We start from the raw sequence: 20,738 nt of genomic DNA on the forward strand, positions 1-20,738 counted from the left end.
ATATCAACTACCTTAAACATTTCGTTGATTTTCCATAATGCATAATCAACAGGGACTTTATCGCTCATTCGATCCTCACCATTGTTTTATTATAAACTTTAATCGCTTTCCCCTGATTCAGCATATTCTTTTGATACCATAGAGTTGACTTATTTATGCGTTTGGCTTTCCTTTTCCCTGGCGTTATTTATAATCCTGTCGAGGTTCTCCTTCCCGAACTCATCCCCGTCGGTTTTGGCATTGTCGAGCCATCCCTGCGTGTATACTGATGTGTCATCCACTAAAAGGAAACTAGATACGAATTGCGATTGCAATCAAGAAACAGAGTTATGGCACCACGCATGAACGAACGGTTCTCCGTAGCTACTGAATCTCCAAATCCTCTCACATATAAAGGGTAATCATATGCCGAAATGGCGGAAAACGACATTTTTCGCAAGATCAATGATCGCCATGGAGACGAACGTCACCAGGAGAACCATTAATACGTCTGCCAGTGGAATTGGAGTGACGAGTATTCCCAACCATGAGATCAGGGTTATCACAACAATATCAGCTGTGGATGCTGTGAGCAGCCACCGGGACGGCCTGGAATCCCAGAACCTTCTCCTGGATCTTACCATGTAAACCGTGAACTGCCCGGAAAACACAAGCATATCAAATATGAACGTATTTATCTGGCTTATGTTCAGTCCCAGTATAATACCGATTTCCAGTATAGCAAATGATTCAAGGAGTATCATAAGGGCAAGGCTCATTGATGATCCAACAAGTGATCTTACATTCCACTTCTCAGGGCGTCTGGAATAAGTTACGTTATCCGTGGCAATTGCCATGGTCACGAAATCATTCGCAAAAAGTAGCAGTATCACGTCAAATGGAGTTGTTACGAAAAAACGAAAAATGAAGAAAGAGGTTGTGAGGAATAACGCGACCTGTATAGTTTTTATAATCTTGTTAAGGGTATATGTGAGCATCCTCTGGAATATTTTTCTGCCGTTCTCCACTGCACTGACAATGTCTGCGAGTCCCTCATGCGTCAGCACAATACTCGCAGAAGCCTTCGCAACGTCAGTCGCAGAGGCAACGGCAATGCCCACCTCAGCCTGCTTGAGTGCTGGAGCATCATTCACTCCGTCGCCGGTCATGCCGGAAATATAGCCTTGATCCTGCAGCTTCGTAACTATGGCGAACTTATCTTCGGGAAAGACCTCTGCAAAGGCATCGCAATCATCAATTTTCACCTTGCCAGACTTAAGATCGCCAATCTTGCAAATTCTCTCTCCGATACCCACTTCTTTTGCGATTTCTAGGGCAATTGCGGTTGAATCGCCCGTGGCCATCCTCGTTTTGATCCCGAGATCCTTGAGCTGCCCGACAAGTTCAGAAGAATCCGGTCTCGGAGGGTCATGAAGAGGTATTATACCGCAGAATTGCCATTCAGAATTTCTCCTCACTCCTACACCCAGAGTTCTGTAACCTTTAAGGGAAAGAGTTCTGACTCTGGACATTACGTCTTCTTGGTTATCAAGATGACACACGCTGACAATTACCTGCGGAGCTCCCTTGGTCACAGTCACTCTCGAACCGTTGATCTCGACTTCGGATTCAGTACGTTTGAGCGCAGGGTTGAATGGAGTAAATTTGATCCGGGTGACGGAATGGGTATCAATTCCGTTCGCTTTCCCATAGGCAAGTATAGCATTATCGATGGAGTCCATGCTCGCCTCATCAGACGCAAGCATTGCATATCGGATAAGATCTGCTTGATCGCATCCCAAGGCGATGGGGGCTACCACGGAAATCCTATTCTGTGTCAGCGTCCCTGTCTTGTCAAAGCATATGTATTCCATTGAGGCGGCATCTTCTATTGCACTTAGCTTGGTCACAAGGGCGCCATTTTTCGAAAGATCAATTGCGCCGTACGCTGTAGCAATCGTAAACGTGGCTGGAAGGGCAACTGGAATCGAGGCTATTAAGACAACCAGTGAAAAAGGCAGAGCATCCAGTATGGAAACCCCATATAAAACTGCGAATCCTATGAGAGCCACGACAAGAACAGCATCTATGGCCGCAAGATATTTCACGATGGAAAGTATGAGTGATTCGAGATGGGAACCTGCCTTTGCCTGATTAACCAGTTCAGCTGTTCTTCCGAAGAAGGTCGTGCTTCCGGTAGCAACAACAACACCAGTTACCTCACCACCCCTGGTAACGGAGCCAGAATATATCCTGCCATCAGTTGACCTTCGTACGGGTTCGGATTCTCCGGTGAGTGCAGACTGGTCCGAGAGAACCTCTCCAGAGATTACCTTGATGTCGGCAGGGACGATGTCACCCATCCGAACATGGACAATATCTCCTGGAACGAGTTCAGCCGATGGAATAAGTTTCCAAGTTCCATCCCTGAGTGTCCTAGCTGAAACATTAACCCTTTCAGTGAGCATTTTGACCGCATCATCAGCTTTTGATTCCTGAAAATAGCTTATTATACTGTTGAAGAGTAGCAATGCGACAATGATGTATGTGTCAAGTTGTTTCCCGATTAAATAGGTGAACACAGCGGTAATCTCCAGCATCCAAGGAACAGGAGCCCAGAATTTCCTGAGCAGTTTTACGACACCGCTTTCTCCCTTTTCCTCTATTACATTGCGTCCATATTTCTCCTGCCTTTGGGTAACTTCCCCAGTATTCAGTCCATTTTCGGATGAATTCAATATTCTGAGGCTTTCTGCAGATGAAACTTCATCAAACTTATCTGGCAAAGAAGCTGCCCCCTATTTCTGTTTTGTACTCCTCGCAATGTGTTCCTGTGGAAATAAAACATTTCAAAAATTCCGAACATTCCCATTTGTGTGCGATCAATATTGCTGGCACTGTGCCTTGAATGAATTCATAAGTATTAAAGATGTTCTCTGCGATATCTGCGGGAACGCTGAATGACTAACAAAACATGTTGTCAAAATTGAAGTTCGGCAATGACATTATTCTAAAGCCAGAGCTAAACGAGTTGCCTCCGCATTATCAGTTTCTAATTCCGGAATTAGGTCTTGCTGCCAGAAAATGATTTTTATGCACACTATGGCAGTGGCAGCATAAATTAATTATATTTCTTCATATAGCCTTAACAGTGTTTCCAGGGTCGTTTCCGCGTTGTGTGGATGCAAATAATGGACAAATGCGGCATGCAGGATCACGTCATAATATGCCTTTGCTCAATGTCAGGATAATTATTCATAGTAGTTATGTTCAAGAAATATCAGTCCATTCCTGGCATCTAACGCTGAAGTCCAGGAAAGCTGGAACACGGGTCTGCTCATTGTTTCCAGGAGTAGATGATCTATTCCATCAGCTGCCTGTTACGTTTATTGGAGGTCTCGGGAAAATAAGTCGAACTGGAGAGATGAACGCGTGAGGAGTAAAGCATGAAACCCAATAGTGAGAACTTTGAGGAAAACTTCGTATACAATGCTCTTAGGACTAAAATCGGAAAAGTTATTGAAATTTCGTACGTCATAGGTGAAGGACCAAACACGAATACTGGAAAATTCCTTCTGGAGAGCTTGGACAGAAAGCAAGCCATGGTTCGCAAAACTGCATGGAACGAACAGGGAAAGCGCGTCCCAGTGGGTAATACCTTTTCAATTCCGCTGGACGTTATTATTTCCTTTCCCCACGGCGGCACCAGGGCTAATTTCGAGGAAGACTCGGAGAAGCAATAACAATTCTCTGGTTAACTGCTGTACGGAAATTGCTCTTGCACGGAATGATATGCAAGTGTACTGATATTAAGATCAGGTAGCATACGAACTAGAAACAGCCGCACGGTTTTAGAAAAATCGCGGCATGCTTAAGAAACATGGGTCGGTGGGTTTACCTCGCCCAGAATAGTAAAGATCGGTTCTCCTCTATTATATCGGTTAAGATGCCTGGCAACCTAAATCCGCCGTCATGGAAACATCGTACGGAAAGTTTTATAAATGGAGTGAAGTTAGGGTGTTATATCCCTAATAGAACAGGTAGAACTGTAATGAGGAGGAGTGTTTGAAATGGTGAACGAAAAAATAATCCTTGTAACAACTAATTATGTACCCGGTATGAAAATAACGAAGCTTATAGGAACGATTTTTGGAATTACAGTGAGGAGCCGCGGACTTGGCGGAAACATAATGGCTGGATTGAGGTCCCTTGCTGGTGGCGAAATAAAGGAATATACGAAGATGCTTGGCGATGCTAGAAACATGGCCATGGAACGCCTAAGGGAAACAGCGGAACAGGTTGGCGCCAATGCAGTCGTGGAGGTCAGATTCGACACATCCGAGGTCGGAAATGTAATGAATGAAATAGTCGCATACGGAACTGCAGTGGTTGTTGAGGATGTCTCCGGCACAATGGAGAGAGTGTCCCTATCATAAGCAAGTTCTAGATTGATTCCGCAAACTGGAGGAAGATTTCTAACGCCTGAGGACAAATTATCCAGCGGAAAGAAGGCAATTACGGCATTCCTCCTCGGCATTCTTTTCATGTTTGTAGCTTTGATTGTGCAATCTGTATTTCAGGTCGCTCCACTATTCATTTTTGCCGAAATCCATGGGTCAGGAATAACCGCATCCGCAAAGGCCTATTCAATACTGGAGAGGAACAATTTTATCATTTTTTCTATTTATCTTGGAGCAATTGCGGGAATTTTACAGGAAACTGCGAAATATGTTGCAGTAGACACGAGAAATAAATTCCTCACCATTTTCATTGGCCTTGGCTTTGCAGCCGTGGATATCATTGATCTCCTGTTATTAAATATCATAGCCGGGGCAGCTTACGCAGGTCTACTTATGATTCTTTCGGTTCTGAATATTATATTTTCCATCCTCTTTCACACTGGTACTGCGGCATTTCTGAAATCTGGCCTTATATCAGGATCAGGCAGGGTTTATCTCGCAGTATGTATCATTCTGCACTCCGCAGTTGACGGGGGCCTGGTAGGCGCCGACTACCTGGTTTTTTTCCATCCAGGCAGTTCGCTGGCCATAAAAATCATATACTGGGCACTTACACTGCTAACGGGCGTAATAATTTTCACTGTTGGAGTAATCAAGCTGAAAAGATCAATGGAAGAAAGGCAGCCCAGTGAAGCCATAGTTTTCTAAGGGCCCCGAACTGTTCCCCCATATGGCTTCATGAAACCAGTGCTGTAATTCCCTGAATTCTTCCCAGTCCGCTTGCAACCTGTCTCCAGCTATTTCCCAGATCAGTGGAGCAGTAAACTTCGCCTGTCGTGGTTCCAAAGTAGACACCGGGAACTCGAAGTGAATCATGACTGAAAGAATCCCTCAAAACAGCGGTATGAACGTTTCCAGGCAGGCCCTGTGTCTCTTTCTTCCATTGTTTCCCTGAATCAGGGGTTGTATATACGGAAAGCTGGCCCTGTATGCACGAATTATGCTCGTCACATATTCCCTGGCCCGATGGTATCACGAACACATTCTCATGTACGGCATCAATAGGGAACCCATGTCGCATGTCATTACCAGGGCTTATGTCAGTCCAGGTATTCCCGAAATCATTGGACACATAAACGCCGCAATGGTTCTGCTGGTAAATCGTCGCATGGTTATTAGGTGAAATTACGATCTTGTGGGAGCAAGAATGAACGCTTTCGAGGTGTTCTTTCATCTTGACTTTCCGTTCCTCATTTGGGATGCCAGGCGCCAAATCAGCATTACTCACGGGGCAACTGTCCTTAAGACCTTCCTTCAGGATCGACCATGTATTCCCGGCATCATCACTCCTGTAAATACCCTTGCCCGACGCAATAATGAAAATCCTTTTACTTTTTTCCGGGTCTGATATTATAGTGTGGATAGTCAGACCAGTAGTGCCGAATCCCCAGTCTACGCCCCACTCTTTTCTTCCTGGAGCTTCATGTAGCCCAACGACTTCTGTCCAGTTTCTTCCGGCGTTATCTGACCTGAAAAGGTGCCCGTATTGTGTTCCAGCGTAAACAACACCTTTTTCATGTACGTCCTCTGCAAGTGACCAAACTTTCCTGACATTGAGCCCCCTGCTCGACGGTTTCCATGTTTTTCCAGAATCCTCGGACGTAAAAACGCCCTCGGAAAGGGTGGCAGCGTACATCCGGCCACTGCTATCAGTGATTACCTTATTTACGTCTTCATCGGCAAGGAATCTATCGCCGTTATACCATTGATCTCGGTCTTCATCCGACTGCAAAACAACTCCACCTTTCTGGGTCGAGACAACCACCATAACATCCTTCCGCGACACAATAGTGAATAGCTATACTTAGTTAATAATCTTTATTATATGTGGTCTAAATAGAATCTGGGATAGGGTTTCAGGATTGAAATCATTCAGTTGAAGTAGCGATTCAGGTTTGACCGCTAAGACACGGTTAACCCTACTGATCTGAGAATGGCTTCACGAATTTCAGGGCATAGATAATTAAATATGATATTAATGGACGAAAGAGATCTACATATGTGGGATTCCGAGGTCTTGCGAAACTGTATTATTGTCAGGGTAAGAGGGATCTTGCCAAAGATAGCTGGACTTCACGGTAGAGAGATCAAGCTTGACAATACCTTTTTTCTGATCGGGATCGAAGGGGAGCGGGTTTACATTTATCGAAACCTTGGCGAGAAGATCTCACCCTTAGAGAGAAACAATATTGAAGGTTATAGTGGGAGTGGTTCAAGCATATTTGTTATGGGGGACACCGTGCTGAGACTTTCTGTGCTTGAGACATTTTGGAAAATTCTGAATAAAATAAACGGTTTGCCAGGATTCAGAATGAACCCATGCATTCTTTCTCATTCCACCGATTTGTACGTTCAGATTGACTACGATGAGCAATCCCTCGGGAAAAATTTTAAAGTTGCGATGGAAATCTTGAATTCCCTGATTGAAAAAAATGAGATAATATACATGGGACCACAGCCTGCCGCTTATCCATACCTGATCAAGCTCTACAGGGATTTTGGTTGCCCCATGGATGACCTCACGCTCGTTAAGACAGAGTGGAATATGACGCCGCAGGAAATAGACCTAGAAAATAAGGGGATCTTCAGGAACAACGGGATACTTGTTCCAAAGTTCTTTACAAATGCTGTCAGCGATACCATACTGTTCAAGCTTTATTCCAAGGAAGTTATGGGCGAAGCATTATACAGGCCAGTCAATGATGACAACCTTATAGAAATGGATCTGGAATCGAAGTTTTTCTCAGATGTGTACAGGGAAGTTATCATGGCCTATTATGGTACCCTTTTTTACTGGGCGGAGGTAAAAGGTCAGGTGATGACCTCGAATTTCATTATAGATACTTCACTGATCAACAAGTTTCTTATCGGGCTGAGAAACCACTGGAATATAGCTACTAGAAAAAATCACAGCAATGCGGTTGTGAGAGTATCAAAGGTCAATGATCAAGGGCTTGACTGAAAAAAGCTGAAATTTCATATTGTGACATTGTCCTGCCAAAATTTCTCTTTGCTGAACAGTCTCGGTTGTTGCAGATTATAATTTAGGGAATTTAAAAATAGTGCGAAATTTTTTCTAGCAAATAACACAAAGTATTTTCTATAACTAATTATAATGACATCTGTGAAAATGAAGTCCAAGAGGATCGTGGTGTTGTCCACTGTTATCGTGTTTTTACTTTCGTTATCATTTACTTCTGGAGTTATCGGTGGAGCAGGGCATTCAGGGATGATGGCAGTTCCCGCTACAACGCATTCTATGACAAAAGGGGGCGTTCCGACTAATACATTCATTACCCAGTCAAAAGTGGATGTATCAAAACTCTACAAGAACGAACCCGCTCCAATGGGGATAGCAGATTTCGGGATCGGGCCTTCGGGTTCTTCTTACTCATATAACAGCTCCTCGTTTGAGGGTATTATAAACGTAAATAGCCTGTCAACTTATAATAGCAGCCTGAACCCAGATAAATATTATGGAGGCTATTACGGCCTATCTTTCCAGCTCAACACGGTCCTGACCTTTAGCCTGGCGGGGAAGAGTTACGTGTACTGGACTCAGGACGTGGTTCTGTTCAGTGTGCAGAATTATACACCCATGATAATAAATAACATCTGGAATTTCTCGTCAAGTTCATCTTATCTACACCCTGGATCAATCTCGGGAAACGGTACACTATACACCACATCTAATTCTCCTCTACAGAATTTCTATATTGCAACTGCTTCTCACAGTTTACAAGGTTCTTATAAAAACCTGACTGCCAATTTCACGTTGGAACTGAGGATGACTGCATCACTTGCGTCAGGCAAGCCGCAGGTGGCTTTCCAGTATAATGATGGTTTCGGGTGGCAGACCTTTGATACGCCTGTTTTCACGTTTGCCGAAGGAGCAACCATTCCTGTATTCTTGGTGGATGGCAACAGCTATACACCGCTAGGGACGTACTATGACTCTGAACTCATATTGGGTGGGCCTGCTGGGAGTTCCAATACCTCCGCGGTCGGCGGAAACCTTTCGCTGCAGCTTATGTACTGGAACGGCCACAATTACCAGAATGTTCCAAATGCATTCAATCACGGAAGCGACACTGCAGAAGGAATAAACAACGTCGCAGTCACTGAGGGGCCTGCTTCCGGGGGCGTTTCACCATCAGCGAACATGGGTGCCGGTACCGGCAGCCTTGGCATGATATACAACAGTTCTTCTGTCTCTTTTCTCAATGTTAACGTTCTTGGATTTACGAGCGGTTCCCTATTACTGAATGGAACAAGTTACCAGTTCACAGGCTCTTATGTGAATGTAACAATTATGCCTGGGACTTATGACGCAACGATTGTCTCGTCAAATCAAATTTATAGAATTGGCAATTTCACGATATCAGCCGGGCAGACACTGAATCTGTTTTCAGGCAGGATTTATCAGATCACATTCACTGAAACAGGTCTTCCCTATGGAACGGCGTGGTCTGTGAAGATCTACAACTATTCCGGGATTGAAAACACCTTCAGTTCAAAGCTGTCAACATTATCTTTTGGGGTTCAGAACGGAACCTATTCCTACAGCGTGAGTTCGTCTGACTCAAATTACGTGAACTCGACAATTGGGCAGTTCACAATTAATGGTTCAGACCATTCAACAATCAGTGTTGTTTTTCAAAAGGTAAACGTTTCTGGATTTACAACTGGTGTTGTGGCAATTGCCATTATGCTGGTAGCGCTCATAGGGATAGGGCTCTGGTTGAGACGGAGAAAGTGATTCACAGGGTCAGTTGCTCGTTACGGCTCTTCTGACGGTTTCATACAGCGAATAAGACAGGAGCATCAGTGAAAATGCTCTCACTCCATGCTTCCTTGACCAGTCTATCTCCTTCACGAGGTAAGTGAGATGTTTGCTCTTGTCACTCTGCGCTGTATAGGATTCCCCGTTCATATAACTCAGGATATTATTCACAATTCTCTTGCCGTTGACGCTGTCAATATAACCGAGCTTTGTTCCCGATTCAACCATCTTGATTCCGGAACGATACGTCGCCTCAACAAGATCATCTCTGCTCATGGATTTGCTCTCATAATTTAGAAAGTCCTGCCATATTCTTCCCTTATCGAGTAAATTGTAATAATCCATGATCCCCTTGGCGGTTATTGTGTATCCATAGCGATCTGGCATCTCATAGAACAGCGATCCCGGATCAAGGAATGGGGTAAGAGGAGAAATGAATCCATAAACTGGCATTTTCTTAGTCGAGTATTTTTTCATAATGGTTTCAAGATAATCAGCATCCCTCAGGACACTGTTCATATCCTGGCCGGGAAGACCTATGGAGAAATACACGTCAAATTTCTTTGAATCATGTTTGGCCGCGTTCTCAATGGATCTTTCAAGATCGTGGTTTGAATAGAATCTTCCTGTTTCCCTCCGTATCAAATGGTCGGAAGAATCGGGGGAGATTTCGCATGCATAATTCTGGACAAATCGACTCAGTGTTGCGAAATACTCCTCAGGTGGCGGAACAAAGTATTCCGTAAGCAGAGGGAGATCGAGCCCCCTATTTTGTATTATGTTTAACAGTGCTGTATAATATTTTTCCCCCATTGCATTAAGATCGCCTGCCATGAATACCGGGGAATTGATGGTTTCATGAATGCCTTCCAGCTCCAAGCCTATAACCTCAGGGTCTCTCCTTACGGGTGATATGCTGTTGTAATATTTTGAGTAAGCATAATGTGACCCGCCGCAGAAACCGCAGTTGAACTGGCAGCCCCTCTGCAGTATGGTCATCGCAACAGGGTTCTCTACCCATGCATAATAAGGGAGATGGCCCCGGATATCATGATGGAAAATGGCATTCCTGACAAGTGTTTTGTAGTCTATGAAGACTTTCTTAACGGCATCTGGATCATCAGCCCTTGGGGTTCTCTTTATTGCACCGTTTACTCTGTATACGAGGTTTGGCACGGTTTCAAGGTTAAGGTTGTCTTCCACCGCCAGCGCCAGTTTTCTCATCTGTTCTTCCATGAAATCTCCAGCAAGAATATAGTCAACGCTGCTGTTGTTCTTGAGAATATCTTCCGCAAAATATGAAGAGGAAAACCCGCCAAACACAACTTTCGATTCCGGGTGAATTTTTTTGACAAGTTTTGATACCTCAAACGCCCCCTGCGTGTGAGGGAGCCAGTGAAGGTCTATACCGAATATATCCGCATCAATCCTCTTGATGTATTTCTCGGCATTGAAATTCCTGTCAGAGAGCATCAGCACGGCCAGATTCGAGATCCTCGCAGAAAAGCCATTCCTAACCAGATAGGAGAGCATGCTAATGAAGCCAACAGGATACATCTCGAATACCGGGGTCGAGGGAACAACGTCACTGATTGGCCCCTCTTTCAAATCTCTCGTTCTGAAATCATAGATGCTGGGGGCATGCAGGAAGCAAACATTCACCGAACCCATGGTATCTAAACAGTATTACTGTATTGATTTTAAACTTGCCAGATGACATATACAGGTTTACCAGTTGTACGATGAGGAAAAACACTGATGTACGTATATCTTAAGGCACTATCTGGGTTCATTTCTAGACTAAAATCATATGTGAAAGTGATCATTCACGGATCGCATTAGCGGTGCTGCTTCAGTTAAATACTAGTTTAAGATACTGGAGTGAGAATAAAAGCGGGATAAATAGAACATTCTGATTTTTATTTGCAAGCGTGTTAAAATGACGAAATTCGAGGAATTTAACTTAAAGGAACAATTGGTAAAGGCACTTGACAGCATGGGATTCGCAACACCAACTGAAGTTCAGGAGAGGGCAATACCCATTGCCCTGGAAGGCAAGGATATTGTAGTAAAATCAAAAACAGGCACTGGAAAGACCGGCGCCTTTCTTATTCCGATAATCCAAAAACTCAGCCCCAAGGATAAAATGGCTGCCACCGTAATAGTGCCAACGAGAGAGCTGGCAATACAGGTATTTGACGTTTTCCAGAAAATGTCAGCAGGATCCGGCATAAAGGGATGCCTTGTCTATGGCGGCGCATCCATAAATGTTCAGATAGATTCGCTCAGGAGACTTCCAAACTTTGTTGTTGGCACCCCGGGCAGAATAATAGACCTGATGGAAAGAGGAGAGCTAAAGGTAAACCACACAAAGATACTGATACTTGACGAAGCCGACATGATGCTTGATCTTGGGTTTATAGAGGACATTGAGTACATTATGTCGATAATGCCCTCGGAAAAGCAAATAATGCTTTTTTCAGCCACAATACCGGACAGGATAGCCGGGCTATCTAAGAAGTACATGGAAGATCCTCACTACCTCAATATCAGCCAGGACAAGGAGCTGACAGTCAACTCAATATCGCACAGGTATGCACTTTCAGAGAGATCATCCAAACTGCAGACGCTCCTGACATTCATACGTGAATATAAACCTAGAAAGTCTATAATCTTCTCCGACACGAAGAGGAATGCAGACTTTCTGTACAGAGCACTGGTGAAGCAGGGATACAAAGCGTCTGTGATGCACGGGGATCTTTCCCAGTCGCAGCGGGAGAAGGCACTTCAGGCATTCAGGAGAAATTCGCAGTTTCTTGTTGCCACTAATGTGGCGTCCAGGGGGCTCGACATTACAGATGTGTCAGATATTATTAATTATGACACGCCGTCGGAACCATATGTTTATGTCCACAGAGTTGGAAGATCCGCAAGAATGGGCGCGGATGGTTCAGCATTTTCGATTGTCAGTCCGGACGAGTCTGTCCTTATTAGGGACATCGAACGCTCAGTGAAGATAAGAATTAAGCACATAGAACTGGACAGCCAGATAAGGGCCGCAGTTTCCAAGGAAATGGTAAATGTAACGCAAAACCACTATGGTGACAGGCGGGATACTAGGAGAACCGGCTTCAGCAGAAACAGGGAGAGAAACCGGCCGAGCTATAGGAACGAGAAGAAAGGCGTCGATTTTAGTTATGGCGATTATTCCGATCGTCCTTATACCGGAGAATAACTACCTCTATCATTATTTTTCTCTCCATCTTGTAAAGTAGCTTGCAAGCAAGAGGTAAACCACAGTTTCTACCAGTAGTACCGGTATCATAAGGATAAACACAGGTGACAGCCCGTAGGCTCCCTGCAGAATGATCGAAGCAGGTGTGGCCGGTGAAATCGCGAGAAAATATATCACAAATTTTGGCAGGTATGTATAGGGATAAAAAGTCGGCGGTATTACTGTCATTATGATGGAAAGTATGCCGGTTATGCCCCAGACATTCCTTATGTGCTTTATTGCACCGGCAATTATAAACGATATTGCTGAAGTTGAAAGTGACAGCAGGAAAAGAACTCCTACCAGCTCAAGGACTCTCAAAACCGTAAATAGGTGGTATAAGACTGCCAGGGCAGCGTAAAGCACGATGCCAGGCGTTGTGAACAGTAGGAAGCTCAATGTCAGCCCAATCATGTAATCTACGGAACCTATGCTGGTAGCAATGAAGAGATCCTGGATTCTTGCCTGCAGTCTCAGGAATGCTGCATCAGATGCGCTTGTAAGCCCGTTGGAAGCAATCATGGTAACAAATCCGCCCACTACTGCGAATTGCACGAGCCGACCGTTAGACAGAACAAAAACTAGGAATAAAAGGGTCAGAGGAGTCACAATTGATGCGATTACATATGAAGTACCTCTCCCGATTACCCTGAATCCATAATACCATGCAAAGTAAAAGGAGAACTTAGGATTCAAGGTCTACCCCCCGATCTATGAAAATGTCATCAAGGGTTACTTTCTTAATGGTACATCCCAGTGAAATGTATTCCTGTGCGTCTGCTTCTGGTATATATTTGATAAAGGTGTTTGAAATCTGGTAAGCTCCATCTATAGGAACGTGACTCTCTGCGCGTAGTTTTCCGTGGAACCTTGAGAGAAGTGACTTCACTTCTCCGCTCTCAATGATATTCCCTCTGTCAACCATGTATACCTCCTGAGCAAGCTCTTCTGCTTCTTCCATATAATGCGTCGTTACTATGATCTTGCTGCTCAATTTTCTTATGGAAGACCACACCTCCATTCTGGACACTGGGTCGAGGCCTGTTGTAGGTTCATCAAGAAATACTGTGTCGGCATTTGCTGCTATTGCCATGGCAACAAATATCTTCCTTTTGGTGCCGCCGGAAAGCGTATCTGCAGGGTGGTTGACGTATTCGGAAATGCCCAGGTTCTCTAGGGCTATTTTTGCCTCTTTCTGTGCATCTCTGTGGGAGAAATTTCTGGCCAAAAGGTAAAGGGTTACGTGTTCTAGTGGAGTTAGTATGCCTATCGGTGTTGCTTCCTGGGGTATGCTCACGATCTTCTTTCTCACAGCGGCAGTTTGTTTCATTATGTCAAGCCCATCAATTGTCACGGTGCCTGAGGTTGGCTCCAGCTGTGTTGACAGTATACGCATCAAAGTCGTCTTGCCGGCCCCATTTCTGCCTATAACGGAGGTGATTCTGCGTTCTATACTTGCGTCTATGCCGTCAAGTGCCACGGTTCCGTCGTCGTATACCTTTCTCAAAGAGGCTATCTGTATCATTTTTCGCGTGCCTTCGGTGGAATTTTGCTATATTGCCTGAATATTTAAAATGTGTGTCAAACAGAGGTTTGACGGGACAGAATGGCAAGAGATGAGAATATTATTCGGTAAATGACTGAATCAATGTGATGGACTTTATCAGATAATCATTAATATTGTAAGGGTAAGCAAAAATACCGGGATAACATGAGTAAGTCGATAGTACCTGCGAGAAGTTGATGATTATGTGCAGAATGTTTGCTTTAAATGGGGAGTTCAGCGAAGATTTTAATTCAATATTTTTGGCTCTTCAGGATGTGGCACAGCATGATCCGCTTCTTGAATCCGGATCGGAACTTTTACCTAGTCATCCCGATGGCTGGGGATACGCAAATTTAAGCGATGGCGATCTTGCGTTCTGGAAGTCCAATCTACCTGTTTATGAGTCTCCAATACCTGTTATCAAAAACGGCATCCTAATGATGCACGCAAGGAAAGCTTCTCCCGGGGAGCCAAAAGGACTGTTCAGCTCACACCCATATCACGGCACGACTCAAGAGATCGAGATTTTCATGGCACATAATGGAGCATTTGAAAAGAAAGGGATTGCGAAAAGGTTAGGCATTTCAGACTGCTCTAACATCACGGATAGCGAGCTTTTCCTTCATCTCGTTCTCTCAAAGGGAGGCAGTCTTTCGGAAAGGGTAAGCAGGTCCATCGATGAGATCCGTGATGATGACTTATTGAAGGGTACTCCAAATTTACTTTTCATTGGAATAGATAGAAACAGGAAGGAGCCTGAAGTGTTGTACTATACCGACAGTGCTTCGAATGAACAGTATGTGGAATACAACAAATTATACAGGATAGATCAGGGAAATTGGTCTGGCATCTTCTCATCCAGCATTTTAAAATCCGAATACTTTCCGGAAGGCTATCCAGCGAAAGAAGTGAAGAGAAATAGCATAACTTATCTGTAAGGTTTGACCTTAATTTCATACCTCACTATGAATAATTGGTGATACCGTGACTGGAAAGCTGGAAGGTAGAATTGTGGTTGTTACGGGTGCTGCGATGGGCATTGGAAAAGCAACAGCGATGGCTGTAGCCAGGGAGGGGGCGAGAGTTGCAATCTGTGATTTTAACGACAAAGAGGGAAAATCCACGGAGAATGCAATCAATAGCAGAAACGGTCAAGCAAAATTTTACCACCTCGATGTTTCAAGGGAAAATGAAATAAAGGAAGGCTTTAACAGAATCTCAAAGGATCTGGGTCCGATATATGGTCTTGTAAATAACGCTGGAATCGCTGGTACGAGCAAACCCACGCACGAAATTTCTCTTGAGGAGTGGAATAGGGTCATAGAAATAAATCTCAACGGAGTTTTCCTATGCACAAAATACGCTATACCAGACATGTTGAGAATGAAGAGCGGAAGCATAGTGAACCTTTCATCCATATATGGTATCGTTGGATCGCAGGATGCGCCACCATACCACGCCTCAAAGGGTGCTGTTAGGCTGATGACCAAAGTAGACGCCCTACTTTATGCAAAAAGCGGAATAAGGGTAAACTCCGTTCATCCAGGATTCATAGATACCCCGATGGTTCAGGGATTCGCAGAATCGGCTGGAAACAAAAATGAAATCCTCAATGCACTTAAGGCACTTCACCCGATGGGAAGGCTCGGAAGGCCTGAGGAGATCGCAAATGGAATTATCTTCCTGTTAAGTGACGAATCATCGTTCATGACAGGTTCGGAACTCGTAATAGATGGCGGATACACCGCCCAGTGAATTCAAAGATCAATTATTAACCCTTATTTTTTTTGATCTAAAAGACTGGCGGGCGGAGAAAAGATTATCCTGTAAACTGCATTATGCCTGGTATGGCCACAGGTATTTTCGTCTTTCTCATATTTTCCCAATATATGTAAGCCTGTCCTGTAACTTCTCAATATTGTCAAATATTGCCTTGAATCTGGAAACGAGGCCTTAAAGGATGAATGGATCCGTCTCCGGAAGATCTGCTGGCATATCAAGAATTCTTTCTAGTGATCTTTTGACGAATATATCTAAGGCATTTATGGACAATCCATTCCGGGCAGCATCGGTATGCCGGGATCGGGGATCGAACCCGAGACCTTCGGATTTCTCAGACTTTCCATCTCTTATGAGTCCGACGCTCTACCAACTGAGCCACCCCGGCAAATATATCTATGAGACGGCTTCGGAAGTAGTTTCTGGCACGGTCTCTGAGGGAGAAGTTTCAGTAGTTGTTCCCATGGCGAGAACCTCAGACTTCCTTATTTCTATCTTCTTAATCGGATAGATGTCTTTTGCTGCCTCTATAATATCATTTGAGATCTCTTCACCAATGACATATCTAGAAAGGTCCTGGAAATTCATGGGCTGGCTCTTAGAATGAAGAAAGTCTTCTGTCACTTTCCTGATTGTAGCTCTCTTAGAGGTAGTTAGCTTCCCATCAGTGACTATCACCGTTTTCACTGCTAGCTTGTAACCATCGGTGCTGTTCAACGGGGTGATGATATCTATCCTCTCTTTTCTTCTCCTGACCATCCTCCTGATGTAATCATCGTTTATGCTGTGACCAAGAAACATAGTCTCACACTTAGTACCTTGGCAAGATACAACTCTAAAAACTATCTTTGCACTGGATCTTTTAAAGTTACCCGTAAAATCTGAAACTGGAATCTCTATATTCCTGCCTATTATGAAATCAGCACTGCTTGCAGGTGTAGTCGTAAGCTCCTTTCCACCAAGATAATTTGGTGAAACTAGAGTATACCATGTTTTTTCTTTCCACTTGTCTTTGCCTTTTTTCTGACCCTTCTCGGTTGCCATTAAATCCCTCTAAACTCCATCAATATGAAGCGTAATAGGCACCTAATAGTGAAACCGAATTAAATCTTTCTGTTTCACTGCGTGCCTCTCCAACCTCTTGATAGGAGTAAAGGAGCAGCATTGGTCTATGCTGAGGGATGCATGTTCAATTGCAACCTGTATAGGCTGCCTCGCCTCAATATAAATAGCATTAGCTGAGAAGAAAATAATAAAATCAAAGAATAAATACGGGAGAATCTGAGAATTAGGTAAATCCAACATTCAGGAGTAACAAACATTTGGCAAATGGCAGTTTTTTTGGGAGAATTCTGTGGGTTTTCGACCCGTTGCTGTTCGGTCTGAAATATCTCTCTAAAAACAAGTACGCGATTTATGTTGTGTTGGGAGCCGCCATCGTATCAACAATTGCAAGATTGTACATTCCCATTCTGATTGGAGACTCAGTTACTTCAATCGAGGGACTTAACCTCCCTCACCTTGAACACTTTGCAATACTGATCGTAGAAGTCTCGGTCATTTCCGGCTTCTTTCAGTTCATTGTAAACTACGGCTCATTATATCTTGGGCAGACTTATTCATACAATCTTCGAAACAATGTTTTCAAGCACCTTTTAAAAAAGAAATTTCTTTTCTTCGAGAATCAGACCACTGGAGACCTGCTTTCGAGAACCACAATGGATATTGAAGCATCAAGGAATTTCATAACTTCAACACTTTCTCAGCTATTTCCAACAGTGTTTATGATTATTTTCGGGGTGTATTTCCTGCTGACAATTGATACTCTATATGCCATTGTCTTCATTTTTTCGGTTCCCGTGATGCTTTACATAGGGATGGTATTCCAGAAAAAACAAAGGTTACACTGGAGAAACATAAGGGGCTATTATGGGAGGATGAATGAAGAACTGCAGGAAAACATCATCGGGCAAAGAGTTGTGAGAGGGTTTTCTGCAGAGGAGTTCGAAGTCGAAAAATTCAGAGGTACCACCGACAGTTACTATCAAGAATATATCAAGGTCGCAGAGCTTAGGGGGTTCTACAATAATTTGCTCCCGCTGGTACTAAGTGCTGCCTCTACAATTATTCTGGTATATGGCGGGTTCTTCACCATGTTCTCTGGTATAGCCGTGGGCCCGCTTGTTTCGGCGTTAAATATATTCGCTCTTGTAAGCCCATCTGTGAGCTCCATGGGGAGACTCGTTGTATTCTCTGAAAATGCGAGGGCCGGTATACAGAGGATTGGGGACATACTAAATGAAAGTGACATTGAGGACTCCGTGACCGGTGGATCCGGTGCCGAATCATCAGTGATCTCTTTCGAAAATGTGACTTTTCTAAGGGGGAAGAGGGTTATACTTAACAACGTAACTTTTTCCATACCCGCGGGGGAATTTGTTGGGATAACTGGAAATACCGCGGCTGGGAAGAGCACCATGGTTAATTTAATTTTAAGGTTTTACGAACCAGCCTCTGGCGTACTGAAACTGGGAGGGACGGATATAAGGGATATTCCTTTGAACGTCCTGCGCAAGTTTGTCACAATGGTCCCTCAGGAGGTTACGCTGCTCTCAGGAACTATCAGGGAAAACATAGCTTATGGCTCCCCCGAAGTAACCACAGAAGGGGTAAGAGAGGCAGCGGACATTGCCAATATATCTGAATTTATAGAAGGTTTACCAGAAGGTTACTCCACAATCATAGGGGAGAGAGGAATCACTCTCTCTGGTGGGCAGAAACAGAGAGTCGCTGTGGCAAGGGCCATTATTAGTCATCCAAGAGTTCTCATACTTGATGATGCAACCTCAAGCGTGGATCCGGAAACAGAACTTGAGATGTTCAGGAAAATAAAGGAAAAACTAACCGGAACAACCATAATAAACGTAACCCACCGGCATTCTTCTCTAAAGTACGCGGATAGAATACTGAAAGTTGATCGCGGTTCTGTAATCCTCGATTCTGGAGACGGTGAAGCAGCGGTGAGGGATTTAGGAACTAACGATTTTTCCTCGGGGGGTGAAATGGACGCCTGAAGCCGGATCTTATGACGACAGGGAAGATCAGTATTTCGGAAAGCTAGATACCAGGAAAAGCCTTATCAGGCTCATCCACGATATTTTTTCATTCAAGAGGGACAGCAGGCTGGTTGTTATTTCCGTGGCTATTACGGCCATATCCGGCACACTATACCCGGTATCGCTGGGGCTTGCAATAAATAGCATTCTCTCACATAATATTCCAGACTTAATTTTCTTCGGAGTAGCATTCTTTGGTCTTTATCTGGTTCAGTTCTTCTCAAACAGGATAAGAACAATATCATCCACAAAGGTTGCCCAGGCTACGATCAAGAGCATGCGGGATCGTGCTCTTGCAAACATACAGAAAGTTCCCCTGACATTCTTCGGTAAAGTTAAAACGGGTTATCTTATAAGCAGGATAACCAATGACGGTGAAGCACTGAGCGAATTCCTGACTTTTCAACTTCCTCAGGTAGTTTCAGGCGTGGTTACCGTATTAGTGTCAATTTCGGTTATGATTTATCTAAACCTTACTCTTACCCTTTATTCTTTGATCGTGATACCTATATTGATAGCATTTACGTTTACCATCCAGCCGAGGGTAAGAAAGAATTATCTGAGAACGAGAAGGACTATTGCTGCCATAACCGGCAATCTCAGCGAGAACATAAATGCAATAAGGCTCATAAAATCCTTCAATACTGAGGATAGGACCGCGAACAATTTCAACGACCTGAACAGAAAGAACTATGCTGCCAATTTGAAAGCAAACAGACTTTCATCGACATATGGAGCTATAACCGGCATTATTGAAGCACTGGGTATAGCTATAGTCATCATTGCGGGAGGAGATCAGGTTTTTTCTGGTGCATTGTCAATTGGGATTATGGTCGCTTTCGTCGGCTATTTGCAGGAGTTCTTTGCACCGGTAATTCAGCTCTCACAGACATACACATCATACCAGTCCGCTATTGTTGGTGTCGGAAGGATTTACGCCATAATAGACAGTGAGGTAGAACCGGACTCATTTTCAGGGAGAAAGGAAATGATCTTTAACGAGAGCATAGACCTGAAGGAAGTCAGCTTCGCCTACGACGGCGAGAACGCACTCAACCGCGTCACGATCCAGATCCCAAAGGGTTCTAGGATAGGCATCGTTGGCCATACCGGTGCCGGGAAAACGACACTGAGCAATATACTCCTGAAATTCTACGACATAGACAGCGGATCAATAACGGTGGATGGGAGTGACCTGAAATTAATCAAGACCACCAGTTACAGGAAGATCATCGCACCTGTGCTTCAGGAACAGTTCCTGTACCGCGGCACGATATATGAAAACATAAACTTTAACAGGCCTGAGATAGGCAGGAAAAACATCGACGATCTTTGCAGCACCTTTGGATTTGACAAGATATTTGCGGGACTCGAATTCGGGTTTGATACGAATATAGGTGAAATGGGCAGGAACCTCTCAGAGGGACAGAGACAGGCTGTATCCATTATCAGGGCACTGGTCAGGGACCCCGAGATACTGATTATGGACGAACCCACTTCTCAGATTGATCCCGAATCCGAAGGGATTATAAAGGAAGCCCTTTTAAAATACCTGAAGGGAAAAACACTGATACTCATTACCCACCGTTTCAGCATGGTTTCACTGGTGGATAAAATAATAGTACTGGATCATGGGAATCTCGTAGAGGAGGGTAAGTTTGAAGACCTCGTAAAATCAAATGGGATCTTCGCTAAACTCTACAGGATCCAGACGGAAGGATGAATTTTAAGTGCACCACCC

At 44.1% G+C, this 20,738-nt stretch carries 17 protein-coding genes and 1 tRNA gene; 10 read left to right on the forward strand and 8 right to left on the reverse strand.

Going from position 1 to position 20,738, the window contains the following annotated elements:
* Positions 1–149: 149 nt before the first annotated feature.
* Complete coding sequence (locus QW597_04670) at positions 150–281, reverse strand: hypothetical protein (GenBank protein ID MEM0155877.1); 132 nt, start codon at positions 279–281, stop codon at positions 150–152.
* Between the two features lie 120 nt (positions 282–401).
* Positions 402–2,765, reverse strand: coding sequence for a plasma-membrane proton-efflux P-type ATPase (locus QW597_04675; GenBank protein MEM0155878.1), 2,364 nt, complete (start codon positions 2,763–2,765; stop codon positions 402–404).
* Positions 2,766–3,425: 660 nt separating this feature from the next.
* Here QW597_04675 and QW597_04680 point away from each other — a divergent pair.
* The 3 genes from QW597_04680 to QW597_04690 all read left to right on the forward strand — a co-directional run bounded on the left by QW597_04680 (position 3,426) and on the right by QW597_04690 (position 5,147).
* Entirely contained in the window at positions 3,426–3,722 is a 297-nt protein-coding gene (locus tag QW597_04680) for a hypothetical protein (GenBank protein ID MEM0155879.1), read from the forward strand.
* Between the two features lie 327 nt (positions 3,723–4,049).
* Positions 4,050–4,415, forward strand: a complete 366-nt coding sequence (locus QW597_04685; protein ID MEM0155880.1) for a heavy metal-binding domain-containing protein — start codon at positions 4,050–4,052, stop codon at positions 4,413–4,415.
* A gap of 12 nt (positions 4,416–4,427) precedes the next feature.
* On the forward strand, positions 4,428–5,147 hold the full coding sequence (locus QW597_04690) for a hypothetical protein (protein ID MEM0155881.1): 720 nt from the start codon (positions 4,428–4,430) through the stop codon (positions 5,145–5,147).
* Between the two features lie 28 nt (positions 5,148–5,175).
* Here the strand turns inward: QW597_04690 and QW597_04695 are convergent, their stop codons facing one another.
* Positions 5,176–6,285: a hypothetical protein gene (locus tag QW597_04695; GenBank protein MEM0155882.1), complete on the reverse strand. Its 1,110-nt coding sequence runs from the start codon at positions 6,283–6,285 to the stop codon at positions 5,176–5,178.
* 213 nt (positions 6,286–6,498) lie between these two features.
* Here QW597_04695 and QW597_04700 point away from each other — a divergent pair, with 213 nt between their 5' ends.
* On the forward strand, positions 6,499–7,461 hold the full coding sequence (locus QW597_04700; protein ID MEM0155883.1) for a hypothetical protein: 963 nt from the start codon (positions 6,499–6,501) through the stop codon (positions 7,459–7,461).
* A gap of 168 nt (positions 7,462–7,629) precedes the next feature.
* Complete coding sequence (locus QW597_04705; protein ID MEM0155884.1) at positions 7,630–9,258, forward strand: thermopsin; 1,629 nt, start codon at positions 7,630–7,632, stop codon at positions 9,256–9,258.
* 9 nt (positions 9,259–9,267) lie between these two features.
* Here QW597_04705 and QW597_04710 read toward each other — a convergent pair whose 3' ends face one another.
* A complete protein-coding gene (locus QW597_04710) occupies positions 9,268–10,953 on the reverse strand; it encodes a TIGR04190 family B12-binding domain/radical SAM domain protein (protein MEM0155885.1) in 1,686 nt (561 codons plus the stop codon).
* A 268-nt stretch (positions 10,954–11,221) separates the two neighbouring features.
* Between QW597_04710 and QW597_04715 the strand changes: the two genes are divergently transcribed.
* A complete protein-coding gene (locus QW597_04715) occupies positions 11,222–12,517 on the forward strand; it encodes a DEAD/DEAH box helicase (protein ID MEM0155886.1) in 1,296 nt (431 codons plus the stop codon).
* Positions 12,518–12,529: 12 nt separating this feature from the next.
* Here QW597_04715 and QW597_04720 read toward each other — a convergent pair whose 3' ends face one another.
* Both QW597_04720 and QW597_04725 read right to left on the reverse strand, forming a co-directional pair.
* A complete protein-coding gene (locus QW597_04720; protein MEM0155887.1) occupies positions 12,530–13,252 on the reverse strand; it encodes an ABC transporter permease in 723 nt (240 codons plus the stop codon).
* Positions 13,242–14,081 (reverse strand): ABC transporter ATP-binding protein, encoded by an 840-nt coding sequence (locus tag QW597_04725; protein ID MEM0155888.1) that lies wholly within the window; start codon positions 14,079–14,081, stop codon positions 13,242–13,244. Before QW597_04725 ends, QW597_04720 begins: the two co-directional genes overlap by 11 nt.
* A gap of 296 nt (positions 14,082–14,377) precedes the next feature.
* Between QW597_04725 and QW597_04730 the strand changes: the two genes are divergently transcribed.
* Positions 14,378–15,040, forward strand: coding sequence for a class II glutamine amidotransferase (locus tag QW597_04730; protein ID MEM0155889.1), 663 nt, complete (start codon positions 14,378–14,380; stop codon positions 15,038–15,040).
* A gap of 46 nt (positions 15,041–15,086) precedes the next feature.
* On the forward strand, positions 15,087–15,857 hold the full coding sequence (locus QW597_04735) for an SDR family oxidoreductase (GenBank protein ID MEM0155890.1): 771 nt from the start codon (positions 15,087–15,089) through the stop codon (positions 15,855–15,857).
* 319 nt (positions 15,858–16,176) lie between these two features.
* Here the strand turns inward: QW597_04735 and QW597_04740 are convergent.
* Both QW597_04740 and QW597_04745 read right to left on the reverse strand, forming a co-directional pair.
* A tRNA-Met gene (locus QW597_04740) sits at positions 16,177–16,269 on the reverse strand.
* Positions 16,270–16,277: 8 nt separating this feature from the next.
* Positions 16,278–16,925 carry a 30S ribosomal protein S3ae gene (locus QW597_04745; GenBank protein ID MEM0155891.1) on the reverse strand — a complete coding sequence of 216 codons (648 nt, stop codon included), beginning with the start codon at positions 16,923–16,925 and terminating at the stop codon, positions 16,278–16,280.
* 278 nt (positions 16,926–17,203) lie between these two features.
* On the opposite strand from QW597_04745, the gene QW597_04750 reads away from it, so the two are divergent.
* Entirely contained in the window at positions 17,204–18,955 is a 1,752-nt protein-coding gene (locus QW597_04750; GenBank protein MEM0155892.1) for an ABC transporter ATP-binding protein, read from the forward strand.
* Positions 18,939–20,720, forward strand: a complete 1,782-nt coding sequence (locus QW597_04755) for an ABC transporter ATP-binding protein (GenBank protein MEM0155893.1) — start codon at positions 18,939–18,941, stop codon at positions 20,718–20,720. The genes QW597_04750 and QW597_04755 overlap by 17 nt, the downstream gene beginning before the upstream one ends.
* Positions 20,721–20,738: the final 18 nt, after the last annotated feature.

This window comes from Thermoplasmataceae archaeon (assembly GCA_038729425.1).
Classification (GTDB): domain Archaea; phylum Thermoplasmatota; class Thermoplasmata; order Thermoplasmatales; family Thermoplasmataceae; genus B-DKE.